The 16,028-nt window shown below is 30.7% G+C and carries 17 protein-coding genes; 9 read left to right on the top strand and 8 right to left on the bottom strand.

Features of this window, described 5'->3' with window-relative positions; genetic code table 11:
- Nucleotides 1–3: 3 nt before the first annotated feature.
- On the top strand, nucleotides 4–483 hold the full coding sequence (locus LPB136_RS08245; RefSeq protein WP_072555855.1) for a C40 family peptidase: 480 nt from the start codon (nucleotides 4–6) through the stop codon (nucleotides 481–483).
- 152 nt (nucleotides 484–635) lie between these two features.
- Nucleotides 636–2,549 carry a ComEC/Rec2 family competence protein gene (locus LPB136_RS08240; RefSeq protein ID WP_237267368.1) on the top strand — a complete coding sequence of 638 codons (1,914 nt, stop codon included), beginning with the start codon at nucleotides 636–638 and terminating at the stop codon, nucleotides 2,547–2,549.
- Nucleotides 2,550–2,563: 14 nt separating this feature from the next.
- Here LPB136_RS08240 and LPB136_RS08235 read toward each other — a convergent pair whose 3' ends face one another.
- The 4 genes from LPB136_RS08235 to LPB136_RS08220 all read right to left on the bottom strand — a co-directional run bounded on the left by LPB136_RS08235 (nucleotide 2,564) and on the right by LPB136_RS08220 (nucleotide 7,504).
- Complete coding sequence (locus tag LPB136_RS08235) at nucleotides 2,564–3,025, bottom strand: thioredoxin family protein (RefSeq protein ID WP_072555851.1); 462 nt, start codon at nucleotides 3,023–3,025, stop codon at nucleotides 2,564–2,566.
- Between the two features lie 3 nt (nucleotides 3,026–3,028).
- Nucleotides 3,029–3,574, bottom strand: coding sequence for a thioredoxin family protein (locus LPB136_RS08230; RefSeq protein ID WP_072555849.1), 546 nt, complete (start codon nucleotides 3,572–3,574; stop codon nucleotides 3,029–3,031).
- Nucleotides 3,575–3,665: 91 nt separating this feature from the next.
- On the bottom strand, nucleotides 3,666–5,255 hold the full coding sequence (locus LPB136_RS08225) for a peptide MFS transporter (RefSeq protein ID WP_072555847.1): 1,590 nt from the start codon (nucleotides 5,253–5,255) through the stop codon (nucleotides 3,666–3,668).
- A gap of 26 nt (nucleotides 5,256–5,281) precedes the next feature.
- Complete coding sequence (locus LPB136_RS08220) at nucleotides 5,282–7,504, bottom strand: S9 family peptidase (protein ID WP_072555845.1); 2,223 nt, start codon at nucleotides 7,502–7,504, stop codon at nucleotides 5,282–5,284.
- A gap of 143 nt (nucleotides 7,505–7,647) precedes the next feature.
- On the opposite strand from LPB136_RS08220, the gene LPB136_RS08215 reads away from it, so the two are divergent.
- The 4 genes from LPB136_RS08215 to LPB136_RS08200 all read left to right on the top strand — a co-directional run bounded on the left by LPB136_RS08215 (nucleotide 7,648) and on the right by LPB136_RS08200 (nucleotide 11,933).
- Nucleotides 7,648–9,408, top strand: coding sequence for a hydroxymethylglutaryl-CoA reductase, degradative (locus tag LPB136_RS08215; RefSeq protein WP_072555843.1), 1,761 nt, complete (start codon nucleotides 7,648–7,650; stop codon nucleotides 9,406–9,408).
- 7 nt (nucleotides 9,409–9,415) lie between these two features.
- Nucleotides 9,416–9,628: a GIY-YIG nuclease family protein gene (locus LPB136_RS08210; RefSeq protein WP_083426203.1), complete on the top strand. Its 213-nt coding sequence runs from the start codon at nucleotides 9,416–9,418 to the stop codon at nucleotides 9,626–9,628.
- A gap of 110 nt (nucleotides 9,629–9,738) precedes the next feature.
- Nucleotides 9,739–10,725: a GYDIA family GHMP kinase gene (locus LPB136_RS08205; protein WP_237267367.1), complete on the top strand. Its 987-nt coding sequence runs from the start codon at nucleotides 9,739–9,741 to the stop codon at nucleotides 10,723–10,725.
- A complete protein-coding gene (locus tag LPB136_RS08200) occupies nucleotides 10,722–11,933 on the top strand; it encodes a BaiN/RdsA family NAD(P)/FAD-dependent oxidoreductase (protein ID WP_072555841.1) in 1,212 nt (403 codons plus the stop codon). The genes LPB136_RS08205 and LPB136_RS08200 overlap by 4 nt, the downstream gene beginning before the upstream one ends.
- Nucleotides 11,934–12,002: 69 nt before the next feature.
- On the opposite strand, the gene LPB136_RS08195 is transcribed toward LPB136_RS08200, so the two are convergent.
- The 3 genes from LPB136_RS08195 to LPB136_RS08185 are packed head-to-tail and all read right to left on the bottom strand — an operon-like array spanning nucleotide 12,003 to nucleotide 13,795.
- On the bottom strand, nucleotides 12,003–12,380 hold the full coding sequence (locus LPB136_RS08195; protein WP_072555839.1) for a ribosomal protein L7/L12: 378 nt from the start codon (nucleotides 12,378–12,380) through the stop codon (nucleotides 12,003–12,005).
- Between the two features lie 60 nt (nucleotides 12,381–12,440).
- A complete protein-coding gene (locus tag LPB136_RS08190; RefSeq protein ID WP_072555837.1) occupies nucleotides 12,441–12,725 on the bottom strand; it encodes a hypothetical protein in 285 nt (94 codons plus the stop codon).
- Between the two features lie 11 nt (nucleotides 12,726–12,736).
- Nucleotides 12,737–13,795 (bottom strand): branched-chain amino acid aminotransferase, encoded by a 1,059-nt coding sequence (locus LPB136_RS08185; protein ID WP_072555835.1) that lies wholly within the window; start codon nucleotides 13,793–13,795, stop codon nucleotides 12,737–12,739.
- Between the two features lie 122 nt (nucleotides 13,796–13,917).
- Here LPB136_RS08185 and LPB136_RS08180 point away from each other — a divergent pair, with 122 nt between their 5' ends.
- The 3 genes from LPB136_RS08180 to LPB136_RS14190 all read left to right on the top strand — a co-directional run bounded on the left by LPB136_RS08180 (nucleotide 13,918) and on the right by LPB136_RS14190 (nucleotide 15,300).
- On the top strand, nucleotides 13,918–14,409 hold the full coding sequence (locus tag LPB136_RS08180) for a DUF4920 domain-containing protein (RefSeq protein ID WP_072555833.1): 492 nt from the start codon (nucleotides 13,918–13,920) through the stop codon (nucleotides 14,407–14,409).
- A 95-nt stretch (nucleotides 14,410–14,504) separates the two neighbouring features.
- On the top strand, nucleotides 14,505–15,158 hold the full coding sequence (gene mnmC2, locus LPB136_RS08175; RefSeq protein WP_072555830.1) for a tRNA (5-methylaminomethyl-2-thiouridine)(34)-methyltransferase MnmC2: 654 nt from the start codon (nucleotides 14,505–14,507) through the stop codon (nucleotides 15,156–15,158).
- A gap of 10 nt (nucleotides 15,159–15,168) precedes the next feature.
- The gene (locus LPB136_RS14190) at nucleotides 15,169–15,300 is read left to right on the top strand and encodes a hypothetical protein (RefSeq protein ID WP_257785976.1); all 132 of its coding nucleotides are present in this window, start codon (nucleotides 15,169–15,171) and stop codon (nucleotides 15,298–15,300) included.
- On the opposite strand, the gene LPB136_RS08170 is transcribed toward LPB136_RS14190, so the two are convergent.
- On the bottom strand, nucleotides 15,297–16,022 hold the full coding sequence (locus LPB136_RS08170) for a Bax inhibitor-1/YccA family protein (RefSeq protein ID WP_083426234.1): 726 nt from the start codon (nucleotides 16,020–16,022) through the stop codon (nucleotides 15,297–15,299). The two genes, LPB136_RS14190 and LPB136_RS08170, sit on opposite strands and share 4 nt — an antisense overlap.
- Nucleotides 16,023–16,028: the final 6 nt, after the last annotated feature.

Genomic DNA, 16,028 nt, shown 5'->3' with positions numbered 1-16,028 from the left:
AGCATGAGAAAAATAGTACTTTATACCTTATTAATCTTCTTTATAACCTCTTGTTCTTCTTCCAAAAAAGTAGTTTCTTCATCAACAAAAAATACTGAAATTTCTGTAGCCGATAAAATAGTTTGGACTGCCGTAACCTACAAAGGAACACCATATAAATATGGAGGAACTACCAAAAAAGGAATGGATTGTTCAGGTTTAATTTACACTTCATTTAAACAGCGTGGAGTTGCTATTCCAAGAGTTTCTTACGTAATGGCAAAAGAAGGGTTTAAGATTTCTTTAAATGAAGTGCAAAGAGGAGATTTGTTGTTTTTTAGTACATCTAAATCTAGAAGAGGAATAAATCATGTTGGTTTAATTACTTCTGTTGATGGTGAAATTAAATTTATACACGCTACAACATCTAAAGGTGTAAAAATCTCTTCACTTTCAGAGAATTATTGGAAAAATGCCTTCGTAAGAGCAAAAAGAGTTTTGTAATTTATTGATATTAAAAAATTTAGTAACTTGAGTCCGCTATGGAAAAGTTGCTGAAATATCTGCCTTTTCACTTTTTACTGTGTTTAATAATTGGAATTTCTATTCAGTATTATACTAATGGTTGGCAATTTGGTGCGCAAAAATTAAGTTTTTTGGCAATCTTTTTTATGTTGATTTTGGTATTGTTTATTCAACTAAAAAAGAAGAAATTATTCACATTTTCTTCTTGGATTTTCTTTGTTTTTATAGGTGTTTCCATCGTTTATATTTCTGATAAAAGAAATAGGACTAATTATTATAAAGCATATTTATATGAAAATGTTACTGCAATTTTAACTATTGATAAAGTTTTAAAATCTGGCAATTATTATGATAAATATGAAGCTGAAGTTTCTCAAATAAATGAAGAAAAAACAGTTGGTAAAGTGCTATTAAATATTCCGAAAGATAGTTTGCAAAAAACATTAAATGTTGATGATAAACTCTTTTTGAAACCGAGCTTTATAGCGTTAACTCCATCATTAAATCCGCATCAATTTAATTATAAAGAGTATTTAGTAAAACAAGGAATTTATCATCAAGTTTTTGTTAATAACCAAGAGTTTAAAATTGTTGATAAGCGAAACTTTTCTTTACAAGGTTTAGCAGCTAAAGCAAGAGTAGAAATTCAGAATTCATTAAAAAAATATAATTTTAAAGAGGAAGAGTATGCGGTAATAAATGCATTGTTGTTAGGGCAAAGACAAGATATTTCAAAAGAACTAATTAATGATTACTCTAGAGCAGGAGCAATACATATTTTAGCGGTTTCTGGGTTGCATGTTGGTATTGTTTTGCTGATTTTAAATTGGTTGTTTAAAAGATTAGATACATCTAAATTAAGTCGAGTTTTTAAAACTATTTTAATTATTACTTTATTATGGATGTTTGCCTTTATAGCAGGTTTATCAGCATCTGTAGTTAGAGCGGTAACCATGTTTACGTTTGTAGCAATTGGGCAATCTTTTAAACGAAAACGGATTGTAGAACATTCTTTAATTACATCAATATTTTTACTTTTGTTAGTAAAACCATTGCTTTTATTTGATGTCGGTTTTCAGTTAAGTTACCTAGCTGTTTTTGGAATAATTTGGGTGCAACCTAAACTGTATAGTTTATGGCAACCAAAAGTAGTTATTCTAGATAAAGGTTGGCAATTGTTTACTGTTTCTATTGCTGCTCAAATGGGTGTTTTACCAATCAGTTTGTATTATTTTCATCAATTTCCAGGGTTGTTTTTGCTTTCTAATTTAGTTATTATTCCGTTTTTGGGAGCCATTTTAATCGGAGGAATAATTGTAATAATTTTATCATTATTTGAAGTTTTACCTCAGTTTATTGTAGAAACTTATGGTGCTATAATTTCTTTGATGAATACTTTTGTAAGCTGGATTTCTAAACAAGAAAGCTTTCTATTTAGTGAGATTTCAATGTCAGGTGTTTTAATGTTATCATGGTATTTTGTTATTATTTTTGGTTTTCTGTTTTTCATTAAAAAAAGACCAAAAAACTTTATTTTATGGCTGATTTCAATTGTTTTAGTACAATCTCTGTTCATTTTTAATGATTTTCAAAAAAACAAAAAGCATGAATTTATAGTTTTTCATAAGAATAAAAAATCTGTTTTAGGTGAAAGAGTAGGAGACACGTTATACGTTTTTCATAATCTAGATACTGCTATGATTAAACAAGAGAAAGTGTTGATTTCTTATAAAGTTGGTGAAGTTATTAATCTAAAATACGAAACTACAAGTCCATCAATATTTCAATTTAAAAATCAGCAAATAATTGTTGTTGATAGTTTGGGGATTTATAAAGTAGATTCACTTAAAAACCCTATTGTTATTCTGCAAAACTCTCCAAAAATTAATTTGGAAAGGTTAATTGACACTTTAAATCCGAAGGAAATAATTGCAAATGGTAGTAATTATAAAAGTTATATAGCAAGTTGGAGAGAAACTTGTAGGTATAAAAAAACACCATTTTATGCTACAGGAAAAGATGGTGCTTATGTATTAAGGAATTAAAAATGCTAAATTGTTTAGTTAACTATATTATTTGCTGTCTTTATCCAGTTTTTAACACCTCCGCGTACATAACCTGTTTTACCAAGATTATTTAAATTTGTTTTGCCGTTTTCAAGTTTTTTTGCGCTCACAAAATGTATTGTAGGAAAACCACGGACATTAAATGCTCTTTGTAGTTTTCTGTTTTGAGTTTTAATTTTTATGTCTTGTGCTGTTCTCTTAGGAAAGTCTAATTCAACTAGAATAAAATCTGCAGACCATTTTTCAAAATCTGGAGTTTTCAAAACATCATTTTGTAACTTTTTACACCAACCGCACCAATCTGAACCTGTAAAAAATAATAACAAATTCTTGTTTTCTTTAGTAGCTAATTCTAAAGCTTCATCAATATTGGTGTGCCAAGTTAATTTTTCTTGAGAAAAACTATTTGTGGAAATTAGTATTCCAATAAAAAATGTAAATAGTATTTTTTTCATGATCTAGCTCTTAAAACTTGGCTTAAAAGCTTCAAAGTATTCATTAAACTTTTCTTGAGTATTTAATTCTTTGTGCTTGTCTTCGTTAAACATTTTTAAATACAATTCTAATTGTTGCGCATTGTAATACCCTTTTAAAGGTGTGATATAATCTCCATTTTCATCAAAAAAAGCAATTGTAGGGAATGCTTTAATATCCATGTAATTACTAAATTCATGTGGACTATTATTCTTATTAGCTTTTTTAGGGTTGTAATTTGGGTTTCCAAAAGTTTTCCCTTTATAAGTGATATTTTGTGTGCCTTCAGCGTTAAACTTTACAGCGTAATAATTTTTATTTACGTATTCAACAAGATCAGGATTGTGAAAAGTGTTTTTGTCTAACAATATACATGGTCCACACCAATTTGTGTAAACATCCATCATTATTTTTTTAGGGTTTTCTTTTTGAAGAGCTAAAGCTTCATTTAATGTTACCCAATTAATTTCTTGAGCTTTTACAGTTATAGCGCCAATAATTAAAAGTGCCGTAAGAATATATTTTTTCATGTTATTTATGTCGCAAATTATGTGCCAAATTTACAAAAATAAAAAGCACCGAATTCGGTGCTTTTTATTTTTATAAATATTTTAAGAATTATTACTCAATTCCATGCATTTTTCTTTTAAGCATAGGGTTTAATAGTAGCATAATTAAAGCTGCTGCAATTGGTATAATTGTAAATATTAAAAAGAAAGTAGATAAACCATGTTCTTCCATTATTGGATCCATATAACTACCTGTTATACCACCCAAAAGATTTGCAAAGAAATTTGCTGTAAACCAAATACCAAACATTAAACTTACAAACTTTACAGGAGCTAACTTACTTACATATGATAAACCAACTGGGGAAACACAAAGTTCTCCCATAGTATGTAAAAAATATGCAACTACTAAAAATATTAAACTTACAGATGCGCTTTTGGCTCCTTCTGGTATTCCTGATGCACCATAAGCTAATGCACCAAAACCTAATCCAACTAGAAGTAGTCCAATCGCAAACTTAACAGGACCTGATGGATTAAATTTACTTTCCCATAATTTAGAGAAAGCAGGAGCAAATAATATTATAAACAGCGAATTAAGTACGGAGAACCAAGATGCAGGAACTTCAGTTGTGTCAGATTGAAACTCTCTATTTAGCATCCATATTACAATTCCCCAAATAATTACAAAACTTGCACCTAATAAAATATTTGCTAATGAGTATTTACTATAAGTTTGTTTAAATAACATTGCTAAAACCCAAGAAATAACAATCATTGGAACAATAGTAATTATTGTATTTACTATTTTAAAAGTTGTTGCAGCATTACCAACTAAAGCTCTGTCAGTGTAATCTGCTGCAAAAATAGTCATAGATCCACCTGCTTGTTCAAATGCCCACCAAAAGAATATTACAAATAAGGAAAATACACCAATTACAAACATTCTGTCTCTAATTACTTTAGAACTTTCAGCTTCTTCAATAGCATCTTCAATATTGTCTTCTAACTTATCAACACTATCTTCAATAATATCATCAAAATCTTTTGTTTGATTTGGAGTCAATCCAATTTTACCAAAGATCTCTTGAGTAAAATAAAATTGTAACATTCCTAAGAACATGAAAATTCCTGCAAGACCAAATCCATAATGCCAACCTATATTTTCACCTATATATCCACATAATAGAATTCCTAAAAATGCTCCAGCATTAATTCCCATATAAAAAATAGTATAACCACCATCTTTTTCTTTTCCTTGTGTTAAATATAATTGACCAACCATAGAAGAAATATTTGGTTTAAAAAAACCATTCCCTATAATTAAAAACGTAAGACCAGCGTAAAAAAACATTGATGTCATTCCTTCTAAAGCCATTGAAGCATGACCCAGAGTCATTATAAATGCACCTAAAATAATAGCTTTTCGATACCCCATAAACTTATCTGCAATAAACCCTCCAATAATAGGTGTTAAGTATACTAATCCAGTATACCAACCATAAAGTACCAATGCATCTGCTCTAGACCATTCCCAGCCGCCATCAAGTACAGTTGAAACTAAAAATAACACAAGTAATGCGCGCATTCCATAGTATGAAAAACGTTCCCACATTTCTGTAAAAAATAATACAAACAATCCAGAAGGATGCCCTAAAACTGTTTTTTGGTTCTCTGCGGAACCACCAAATTTAAATTCCATATTTTAATTATTAATGAGTGATTTTTTTATCCTTTTATTTCTTTAGTTGTTTCGTTCTTGTTTTTACCTAAATGTTCTTCAATAAATGAAGTCATTTTGTTATATAAATGAAGACGTGTGTTGCTTCCTTTGTAAATTCCGTGCGCTTTATCTGGGTAGATGAAAAAATCGAATGGTTTATTTGCATCAACCAACGCATTTACCATTTGCATTGAGTTTTGTACGTGAACATTATCATCTCCAGAACCGTGTACTAATAAATAGTCTCCTTTTAGTTTTTCAACATGATTTATTGGAGAATTATCATCATAACCACTTGCGTTTTCTTGCGGAGTTTGCATGTAACGTTCCGTATAAACCGAATCGTAAAAACGCCAAGAAGTAACAGGTGCAACAGCAATTGCCATAGAGAAAATATCATTCCCTTTTAGTAAACAATTACTACTCATAAAACCACCATAAGACCAGCCCCAAATGCCAATATTATCAGCATCTATATAATTGCGTTTTGCTAATTTTTTAGCAGCGGCAATTTGATCTTCAACTTCATATTTACCTAATTCTTTTTGCGTTACCTTTTTAAAGTCACGACCTTTTAAACCGGTTCCACGTCCATCAACACAAACAATAACATAACCTTTTTGAGCTAGTATATTATGCCAATAATCGTTACTTGCGTTCCAGCTATTTTTAACTTGTTGAGATCCTGGGCCCGAATATTGAAACATTAACATTGGATATTTCTTGTTTTCATCAAAATCAGCAGGTTTAACCATCCACATATTTAAATCGTTTCCATTAATGTTTATGGTAGAAAATTCTTTCGGGCTCATTTTGTATTCAGCAATATTCTTTTTTAAAGAAGCATTGTCTTTTATAATTTTAACACGAGTTCCATCAGCTTTGTATAATGAATATACTTGCGGCGTTTTAGCATCAGAAAATGTATTGATAAAATAATTCATGTTCTTGCTGAAAGAAGCTGAATTTGTTCCATAATCTCTACTAATTACTTTTTTATCAGAACCATCTAATTTAATGCTATACACATTTCTGTTAATAGAACCGCTTTCTACCGATTGGTAGTAAATAGTGTTTAACTCTTTATTGAAACCATAGTAATTGGTTACTTCCCAATCTCCTTTAGTAACTTGATTTTTTAATTTTCCGTTTGAATTATAATGATAAATATGATTAAAACCGTCTTTTTCACTTGTCCAAATAAAACTGTTATCATCCAAGAACGTTAAGTTGTCTTGTATATCTACATAGGCATCATCTTTTTCGTTTAGCACAACTTTAGATGATCCACTTTTAGCATTGATGAAGTATAATTTTAAATCATCTTGATGGCGATTTAAAGTGGTTGCAGATAAAGTGTTTGCATCATTTGTCCACTGAATTCTTGGAATGTATTCATATTTACCAACATTTAATTTCTTAGTAGAACCCGCATTTAAGTTGTGTAAGTGCAAACTAACATTAGCATTTTTTTCTCCCGCTTTTGGGTACTTAAAAACTTGTTGGTTTGGATACAAACTTTTGCCATACATATCCATTGAGAAAGTAGGAACATCCGTTTCATCAAAACGTAAAAAGGCAATGTATTCACTTGTTTTGTTCCATTCAAAAGCTCTAACAAAACCAAATTCTTCTTCATAAACCCAATCTGTTGTTCCGTTTATGATAGAGTTAGTTTTTCCGTCTGAAGTAATCTGAGAAACTTTTCCTGAAGCTAAGTTTTTAACAAATATATTGTTGTCTTTTGTGTAGGCTACTTTTTTACTGTCTGGAGAAAAAGTAGGTTGTTGTATGTTTTCTCCTATTAAAGTTACTTTTTTTGAAGCAATATCAAACGCATAATAAGTTCCTGTAAAAGAACGTCTGTATACTTTCTTGAATTTTGAACCTAAAATTAATTTAGTTTCATCGTTATTGAACTCATACGAAGAAAATCGATCTAAACCATTAACATCTTTACTATCAACAATGGTTGCAACTTTTTCTAAAGTTTGATAACTATATTTGTCTACGGAAGTAGATTTTGTGTCTTTATCAGAATTTAAAAGAGAATAAAAGTCGCCATTCATAGAATTTAAAGCGTTCATTCTTTCGGCAGAAAAAGTGCCATTCCAAATTTCTTCAACAGTTATTTCTTTAGTTCCAGTAGTAAAATTGGTAGTTGATTTGTTTTCTTCTTTACAAGAGAAAATAATGGCTAAGATTGCCAGAAAAAACATTTTTTTCATCAGAATAAGTAGTTTTAATAATGATTTGCCAAGTTTACGGAAAAATCAGCAAAAATCAACGCTAAAAATTATAAATCTTGAAATTTTAACGTAGTTAAAGGCTATTCAATTATCTTTGTTCTTTATCAAAATTTGATACACAAATGACCAAAATCATATCCGGTTTTTCAAAACTTACCAAAGAAGAAAAAATACAATGGTTGGCAGCTAATTATTTTAGCAATCAGCCAGAGATTATAAAAACAATAAAACAGTATTGGAATGTAGACGAAAAATTACAACAGCTCCATGACGATTTTATTGAAAATACAATCACTAATTTTTATATTCCGTACGGAGTAGCACCCAACTTTGTAATTAATAACAGAGAATATGTAATTCCAATGGTTGTTGAGGAAAGTTCTGTAGTTGCAGCGGCTTCTAAGGTGGCAAAGTATTGGAGTACTCGTGGAGGTTTTAAGACGGAAGTGATTGGAACAACTAAAATTGGTCAAGTGCATTTTATGTACGCTGGAAATAAAACCGAATTAGAAACCTATTTCAACAAAAATAAAACTGAATTATTTGCTGCAACGGCTTCCATTACAAAGAACATGGAAAAACGTGGCGGCGGAATTTTAGATATCGAATTAATAGATAAAACAGATAAGTTAGCCAATTACTATCAGCTTCATGTAACGTTTGAAACCAAAGATAGTATGGGCGCAAACTTTATAAACTCATGTTTAGAGGTAATTGCGAAGGAATTTGAAAAGGAAGACATTGAAATTGTAATGAGTATTCTTTCCAACAATGTTCCGCAGTGTTTGGTTAGAGCTGAAGTTTCTTGTAAGGTTGAAGATTTAGGTGGAGAAAATCCTGAGAAGTTTGCGCAAAAATTTGAACAAGCAGTAAAAATTGCAGAAATAGAACCATACAGAGCTGTTACCCATAATAAGGGAATTATGAACGGAATTGATGCTGTAGTTTTAGCAACAGCAAACGATTTTAGAGCCATTGAAGCTGGAGCTCACGCATATGCATCAAAAGATGGAACTTATAAAAGTTTAACGCATTGTACAGTAAAAGATGGGTTTTTTAGATTTTGGATTGAAGTTCCATTGGCGTTAGGAACCGTTGGCGGATTAACAGCTTTGCATCCAATGGCAAAATTGTCTTTAGATTTAATGCAAAAACCATCAGCAAGAGTTTTAATGCAAATAATTGCTTCTGCTGGTTTAGCGCAAAATTTTGCAGCTTTAAGAGCATTGACAACAAAAGGAATTCAGCATGGACACATGAAAATGCATTTGCAGAATATCTTGAATCAGTTAGGGGCAACAAAAGAAGAAAAAGAAGAAATTACTGCGTATTTTGATAAAAGAACAGTTTCTCATTCAGCAGTAGTTACTAAATTTAAGGAATTAAGAAAACCAACAATTAACTGGGTGAATTTTTTAGATGAAGTTGAGGTTAGAAATATTTTGTCAACTTTAAAAGTAGATAGTAAACCGCTTTTTGGTAAAATGAATGCCCAACAAATGATAGAGCATTTAAGTGCTGTAACCCAAATTGCAAATGGAAATTGGCGAGTTGATAGTTATGTTTCTGATGAAAAACAAGCGCGTAGAAAGCCGTATTTAAATACTGAAGGTGAATTGCAAGTTGGTTTTAAAGCACCTTTTTTAGCGGAAGATCCAACGGAATTAAAATTTAATTCAATGGAGGAAGCCATAAATGATTTAATGAAACAAGTTGTAATTTTTGAAGCTGTTTTTGCAAAAGATAAAAACAGAACTGTTGTTCATCCATTTTTTGGTGAGCTAGATTATGAGTATTGGAAGAAATTTCAAGTAAAACATTTTACGCATCACTTTAAACAATTTGGATTGATTTCGGCTACGCTCAATCACCAAAATTCTTGATAAAAAGGTGCCTAAAGGATTTGTTTATATATTAGAATGTTCAGATGGTAGTTTTTACACCGGAAGCACAATAGATTTAAATAGAAGAATGTTTGAGCATTCTAGTGGAGAAGGTGCAAAACATACTCGTAAAAGATTACCAGTAAGTTTAGTTTATTTTGCAGAATTTGAACATGTTTATCAAGCGTTTTATAGAGAAAAACAGATTCAAGGTTGGTAAAGAAAGAATAAAATAGCTTTGATTAATGGCGAACATGAAAAACTTTCAGGACTTTCATAATGTAAAAATGGAACTCATTATAAAATCCATAAGTTAAAGAGTTTACAGTAATGATGAAAAAAAACACAAGCGCTAAGGTAGCTGAGCGTAGCCGAAGCTACTCCAACGGAAAACTTTTATTAACAGGAGAATACCTGGTTTTAGATGGCGCAAAATCTTTAGCGGTTCCAACTAAATTTGGGCAAGATTTAATTGTCTCAGAAATAGAAGAGCAACAGCTCGTTTGGGCAAGTTTTACGAACACAGGAGAATGCTGGTTTGAAGCAACTTTCGATTTATCAAAACTCCGTTTGGTTTTTGCTACATTTAATTCTGATAAAGAAGGAAGTGCAGAATTTATTGGAGAAACTTTGTTAGATATTTTAAAAGAAGCTAAAACTTTAAATCCTGATTTTTTAAATACGGAAAATGGGTTTTTGGTGAAAACAAACTTAACCTTTCCTCAAAATTGGGGTTTAGGAAGCTCTTCAACTTTAATAAATAATATTGCCAATTGGGCAAAAGTAGATGCTTTTAAATTACTGTGGAATTCGTTTAAAGGAAGTGGTTATGATATTGCTTGTGCGCAAAACGATTCACCAATATTTTATAAAATAGAAAAAGATCTTTCAGCTGCGCTCAAAATAACACCTAAAGTTGAGCAAGTTGAATTTAACCCAAGTTTTAAAGAGAATCTATTTTTTGTGTATTTAAATCAGAAACAAGATTCTAAAGAAGGTATTGCGAAATTTAGAGAAAGTGGTATTGATTTTCAGAATGAAATAAAAAGAGTTTCAGAAATTTCTAATGAATTTTTAGAAGCTAAATCATTAAAGGAATTTGAGAAATTAATAGTAGAACATGAACAAATAATCAGTTCAATAATTAAACTAAAACCCGTAAAAGAAAGATTATTTCCAGACTATTTTGGAGCAATAAAAAGCTTAGGAGCTTGGGGTGGAGATTTCGTTTTAGTAACAGGGAATAAGAAAACATCAGCATATTTTAAAAATAAAGGATTTGAAACAATTCTTACGTATTCAGAAATGATTTTATGAAGAAAGTAATAATTATTGGAGGAGGAGCAGCAGGTTTTTTTACTGCTATAAATGCAAAGGAACAAAATCCGGATTTAGACATTACAATTCTAGAAAAAGGAAAAGATGTTTTACAGAAAGTGAAAATTTCTGGAGGCGGAAGATGTAATGTTACGCATGCGTGTTTTGAACCAAAAGAACTCGTAAAATTTTATCCAAGAGGAGAAAAAGAGTTGCTTGGACCTTTTCATCAATTTATGACTGGAGATACATTTGAGTGGTTTGACGATAGAGGAGTTCCACTTAAAATAGAAGATGATAATCGAGTTTTTCCAGAAGCAAATACAAGTCAAGCTATAATTGATTGCTTTCAAAAAGCTGTTGATAAACTTAATATTAAAGTGTTAACAAACTGTGGTGTAACTTCGTTTTATCAACAAGATGAAACTTGGATTATTAACACAAAAAAGGAAAAATTTATTGCTGATAAATTAGTGATTGCAGCAGGAAGTTCTAAGAAAATTTGGGAAATGACTAATGAATTAGGTCATTCCATAATAGAAACTGTTCCATCATTATTCACCTTTAATATTAAAGATAAAAGGCTAACAGATTTATTAGGAACTTCGGTTCCAAATGCAACTGTGAAAATTGTAAATACAAAATTAGAAGCATCAGGACCTTTGTTAATTACACATTGGGGAATGAGCGGTCCAGCGGTTTTAAAATTGTCAGCTTTTGGTGCGAGAATTTTAGCTGATAAAAATTATCAATATAATGTTGAGGTAAATTGGTTGTCAAGACCAACCGATAAAATTTTAAACGTTTTACTGAATTTAAAAAAGAAAGAACCGCGTAAAACGGTTGTTTTAAAATCGCCTTTTGCTGAAATTTCAAAAAGATTGTGGGAGCGTTTTGTAATACATTCTGATATTAGACAAAATCAAAATTGGGCAGATTTAAATAATAATCAATTAGAAAAATTAGCAAATCAACTTACAAAAGGAGTTTTCAATGCAAATGGTAGAACTACGTTTAAAGATGAATTTGTAACCGCAGGTGGAATTGATTTAAAAGAAATCAACTTCAAAAGATTTGAAAGTAAACTACACAAAAACCTCTTTTTTGTGGGTGAAATTTTAAATATTGATGCCGTAACGGGTGGCTTCAATTTTCAAAACGCTTGGACTGGTGGTTTTATTTGCGCGAAAAGTATTGCGGAGGATTAGTTGTTTTTTAATTTTTGAGAGTAAAATTTTGGGTGCTTAACAACTTAATTTAGCTAAATTAAAGAAGGTTTAATTTATTACTAATAAATATAAAAGTGTAATAATTAAAGCAAACCCTATAGCATACATCCATTTTTTAGCTATGCTTTGATTTTTTACAATATGTGAACCAAATTTTTTATGAGTATTTAAAATTCTCTCTGTTGTATTATTTTTTCTGTCAAGAATAATACTTTCCTTCTCAGAAAAATCTTTTTCAGCTATTTTTATAACTGAATTATCATAATAATTTGGATTTTTGTAAAGGTTTTCAACAATTTCTTTTGCATCTTTTAAGCCAATGTTTGCAACATTTCTTATATGAATAATGACTTGTAATTTGTTTTTAGCAATTAACTTAATTAATTCACTTTTATCAAATTGTTTATTATTTATTTGAATTTTCATTTAAATTCTTAAGAAGTGCTGGTATAGATTGGCTAAATTGTTTTAGAAATTAAGCTAAATTTACTCCTCTTCGTAGCAATTAAAAACCATTGTGTAACCGAACTCTTGTGCTTCTGTAAAGAAGTTCTCTTGGTCTTCATCAACATCTTCTAAAGAACTTAACGTAAAGTATTCTTCTTCAATTTCAGTTACTTTCCAACCTTCTTCTTTAATATAATGTTTGGCTAATTTAAATGCGCCATCAATATCTTTATAGTCAACATATACGCTAACGTAAGCTCCTATTACTTCGTCATAATGTTCAGAAGATTTTTTTGGTTTTGCAAGTGCGTTTATTAAAAACATAGTTTATTAAATTATAATTTAACTCTCCAACCGTAAGGGTCTTCAGCTTTATTAGTTTGAATATCTGTAATTTGTTTTTTTAATTGTAATGCAAGCGGATTCTCTAATTCTGGTAAATCATAATCTTTTTCTTGATATCCAAAACCAGCAATTGGAGAAATAACTGCAGCCGTTCCTGCTCCAAACATTTCTTTTAAACTTCCGCTTTGCGCAGCAGCAATTACTTCAGAAACTGTTATTTTTCTTACTTCAACATCAATGCCACTATCTTTAGCAATCTGAATAATACTTTTACGCGTTATTCCATCTAAAATTCGATCACTAGTTGGGCTTGTAATCAAAGTGTCATTTATTCGAATAAAAATATTCATTGCACCAGCTTCTTCAATGTACTCATGTGTATTGTCATCTGTCCAAATAACTTGGTTGTAGCCTTTTTCTATCGCCAATTGTGTTGGGTAAAACTGAGCAGCATAATTACCACCAGCTTTAGCAAAACCAACTCCGCCATTTGCAGCACGTGCATATTTCTCTTCAATTAATACCTTTACTTTACCAGCAAAATAAGCGCCAGAAGGAGCTGTACAAATAAGTAATTTAAAAGCATTTGCAGGAGAAGCGTGAAAGCCGTTACCTGAAGCAAACATAAATGGTCTTATGTATAAAGAACTTCCTTCTTTTGTAGGAATCCAATTGTTGTCTATTTCTAACAACTTCTTTAAACCAGTCATAAAAATATCTTCTGGTATTTGAGGAATTACCATACGTTCTGCAGATTTGTTTAATCGTTTGCAGTTTTCTAAAGGTCTAAAAAGTAATGTAGAACCTTCAGCGTCTTTATACGCTTTCATTCCTTCAAAAATAGATTGTCCGTAATGAAAAATCTTTGCAGATGGATCTAAAGTAATAGGAGAATATGGCTTAATAACAGGTGTTTGCCATTTACCGTCTTTATAATCACATTCTAACATATGATCAGAAAAAACCGATCCAAAAGGTAAATTATTAAAATCTACTTGGCTAATTTTTGATTCTTCAATCAATTGAACTTTTATATCAGAACTTTGCATGTTTTATGTTTGTTTAAGATATGCCAAAAATACAAAATAAGAATGAGTTTTTTGGTTATAATCTGTAAGAGGTTTTCTTATAATTTCTTATATTTGTTTCAATAAAATTAAACTATTAGAAAATGAAATTATTATTTAAAATTACGATGATTTTTGCGTTAGTATTTACAGCGTGTAAAACTGAGAAAAAAGCAGATATAAAATCAACTGAAAATGATTACGAATTCATTGGAAATCAAATTTCTGTAGGTGAAGCTTTAACGGCAGAAAAAATGTTAGAGAAGTTTAATACTCTAAAAGTAGGCGATACAATAAATGCAAAATTTGCTTCAACAATAAAAGAAGTTTGTACTAAAAAAGGTTGTTGGATGAAACTTCCATTAAATGGTGAAACAGAAACAATGGTTAAATTTAAAGACTATGGTTTTTTTATGCCATTAGATAGCCAAGGTAAAGAAGTTATTGTTGATGGAATTGCTTTTGTAAAAGAAACTCCTGTTGAAGAATTACGCCATTATGCAGAAGATGCAGGTAAAAGTAAAGAAGAAATAGCTAAAATTACTGAACCTAAAGTAGAATTTGCTTTTGAAGCGAATGGTGTTTTACTAAAATAATTGTCTGTCACCTCGAGCGCAGTCGAGAGGTCAAAAAATAGATTTAATTTTAAAAAAGATCTCGACTGCGCTCGACCTAACAAAATATTTAGATTATCAAAAGAGAAATAATTATTACCTCAGATGGTTCTTCAACCATTAATTTACCTGATTGGAATGAGCAATATCATTCTAAAAATGGATCAATTAATGAAACCTATCACGTTTTTATAAATAGCGGATTAAAATTGGTTGAAAACGATACAGTTTCCATACTTGAAATTGGTTTTGGAACCGGTTTAAACTGTTTTATTACATACTTAGAAAGTGAAAAACCAGTAGATTATGTTGGCGTAGAAGCGTATCCGGTTTCTGCTGAAGAAGTTGAAAAAATGAATTTTATTTCGGTCTTAAAAGCTGAAAAAGAAAGTGAAGCTTTTAACAAAATTCACAGTGTTCCTTGGGAAGAAAAGCATCAGGTTACCGATAGTTTTTCAATTTTAAAAAGAAAACAATTTTTCGAAGATATTGATGATGTAGAAGCGTTTAATCTAATATATTTTGATGCTTTTGGTGCACGTGTGCAACCAGAATTATGGACAGAAGCTATTTTTACAAAAATGTATAATGCGCTAAAACCAAACGGAATTTTAGTTACCTACTCAGCCAAAGGAAGTGTAAGAAGAGCAATGATAGCTGTTGGGTTTGCTGTAGAGCGTTTGCCTGGACCTCCAGGGAAAAGAGAAATGCTTCGTGCAATTAAAAAATAAATATTAGTAAATGGAATTCAAAAGAAAATTTGGAAAAAAGAAACAAGCAAAACCTCAAAAAGGATTGTTTTTAGTGGTTTTATTAGCAATTGCATTGTATTTATTTTTCAATGCAGACTCTTTGTTGAGTAAGTTCTTTTAAAAGCGTATTGCCAATTTTTTCATCAATCGTAACACTTCAACATATAACCAAATAAGCGTTATCAAAAATCCCCAAGTTGCCAACCATTCACGTGTTTTTGGCGCTTTTCCAATTTGTCTTTCTATATAATAAAAGTCTAACAATAAGCTAAACGAAGCCACAATTGCAGCCACAAAATTAAAGGCAATTGCAAAGTTAGAAGTGCCGTAAATAAAGCCCAAGTGAATTCTGAAAAAAGATAAAATCCAAGTAATTATATAAATAGTAAAAATAGTTATAGAAGCCGTAATTACAATGGCTCTAAACTGACGCGTAACCACAATTAATCTGGTTTTAAACAAGAATAACATCACAAAAAATGTGGTAATTGTTACAGCAATTGCTTGCAACGGTAAACCGGGAAAACGTTTGTGTGCGTACGCACTAATTCCGCCCAAGAAAAAACCTTTTGCTAATGCGTAAATTGGCAACAACCATTTTGCTGAATTGTGCTTAAAAGAGATAAATAAACTCGCCACAATTGCCACAAAACCGCCAATGGTTGTGTGCCATTTTATGTCGGTTCCTTCAAAGAAAATCTTCCATGTATAAGAAGCTGTTACGGCAACTAAGCCTAACATTAAAAACGATTTAAAAATGATGCCGCCAAGACTCATTTTTTGCCTCGAGTAGCTCTTTTTTCGCCAAAAATAACTCGAAAAAGCCGGATTAGATGTTCTCATTCCAAA

The sequence above is a fragment of the Tenacibaculum todarodis genome (assembly GCF_001889045.1).
GTDB classification, from domain to species: domain Bacteria; phylum Bacteroidota; class Bacteroidia; order Flavobacteriales; family Flavobacteriaceae; genus Polaribacter; species Polaribacter todarodis.
Note: the sequence above shows the minus strand (reverse complement) of the source record. Positions and strands in the feature narration are given on the sequence as shown.

What these genes read in the sequence shown, in the direction of transcription:
- LPB136_RS08245 (WP_072555855.1), top strand. Translation starts at nt 4, where the DNA reads ATGAGAAAAATAGTACTTTATACCTTATTAATCTTCTTTATAACCTCT.
- LPB136_RS08235 (WP_072555851.1), bottom strand. Translation starts at nt 3,025, where the DNA reads ATGAAAAAAATACTATTTACATTTTTTATTGGAATACTAATTTCCACA.
- LPB136_RS08230 (WP_072555849.1), bottom strand. Translation starts at nt 3,574, where the DNA reads ATGAAAAAATATATTCTTACGGCACTTTTAATTATTGGCGCTATAACT.
- LPB136_RS08225 (WP_072555847.1), bottom strand. Translation starts at nt 5,255, where the DNA reads ATGGAATTTAAATTTGGTGGTTCCGCAGAGAACCAAAAAACAGTTTTA.
- LPB136_RS08220 (WP_072555845.1), bottom strand. Translation starts at nt 7,504, where the DNA reads ATGAAAAAAATGTTTTTTCTGGCAATCTTAGCCATTATTTTCTCTTGT.
- LPB136_RS08215 (WP_072555843.1), top strand. Translation starts at nt 7,648, where the DNA reads ATGACCAAAATCATATCCGGTTTTTCAAAACTTACCAAAGAAGAAAAA.
- LPB136_RS08205 (WP_237267367.1), top strand. Translation starts at nt 9,739, where the DNA reads ATGATGAAAAAAAACACAAGCGCTAAGGTAGCTGAGCGTAGCCGAAGC.
- LPB136_RS08200 (WP_072555841.1), top strand. Translation starts at nt 10,722, where the DNA reads ATGAAGAAAGTAATAATTATTGGAGGAGGAGCAGCAGGTTTTTTTACT.
- LPB136_RS08195 (WP_072555839.1), bottom strand. Translation starts at nt 12,380, where the DNA reads ATGAAAATTCAAATAAATAATAAACAATTTGATAAAAGTGAATTAATT.
- LPB136_RS08190 (WP_072555837.1), bottom strand. Translation starts at nt 12,725, where the DNA reads ATGTTTTTAATAAACGCACTTGCAAAACCAAAAAAATCTTCTGAACAT.
- LPB136_RS08185 (WP_072555835.1), bottom strand. Translation starts at nt 13,795, where the DNA reads ATGCAAAGTTCTGATATAAAAGTTCAATTGATTGAAGAATCAAAAATT.
- LPB136_RS08180 (WP_072555833.1), top strand. Translation starts at nt 13,918, where the DNA reads ATGAAATTATTATTTAAAATTACGATGATTTTTGCGTTAGTATTTACA.
- LPB136_RS14190 (WP_257785976.1), top strand. Translation starts at nt 15,169, where the DNA reads ATGGAATTCAAAAGAAAATTTGGAAAAAAGAAACAAGCAAAACCTCAA.
- LPB136_RS08170 (WP_083426234.1), bottom strand. Translation starts at nt 16,022, where the DNA reads ATGAGAACATCTAATCCGGCTTTTTCGAGTTATTTTTGGCGAAAAAAG.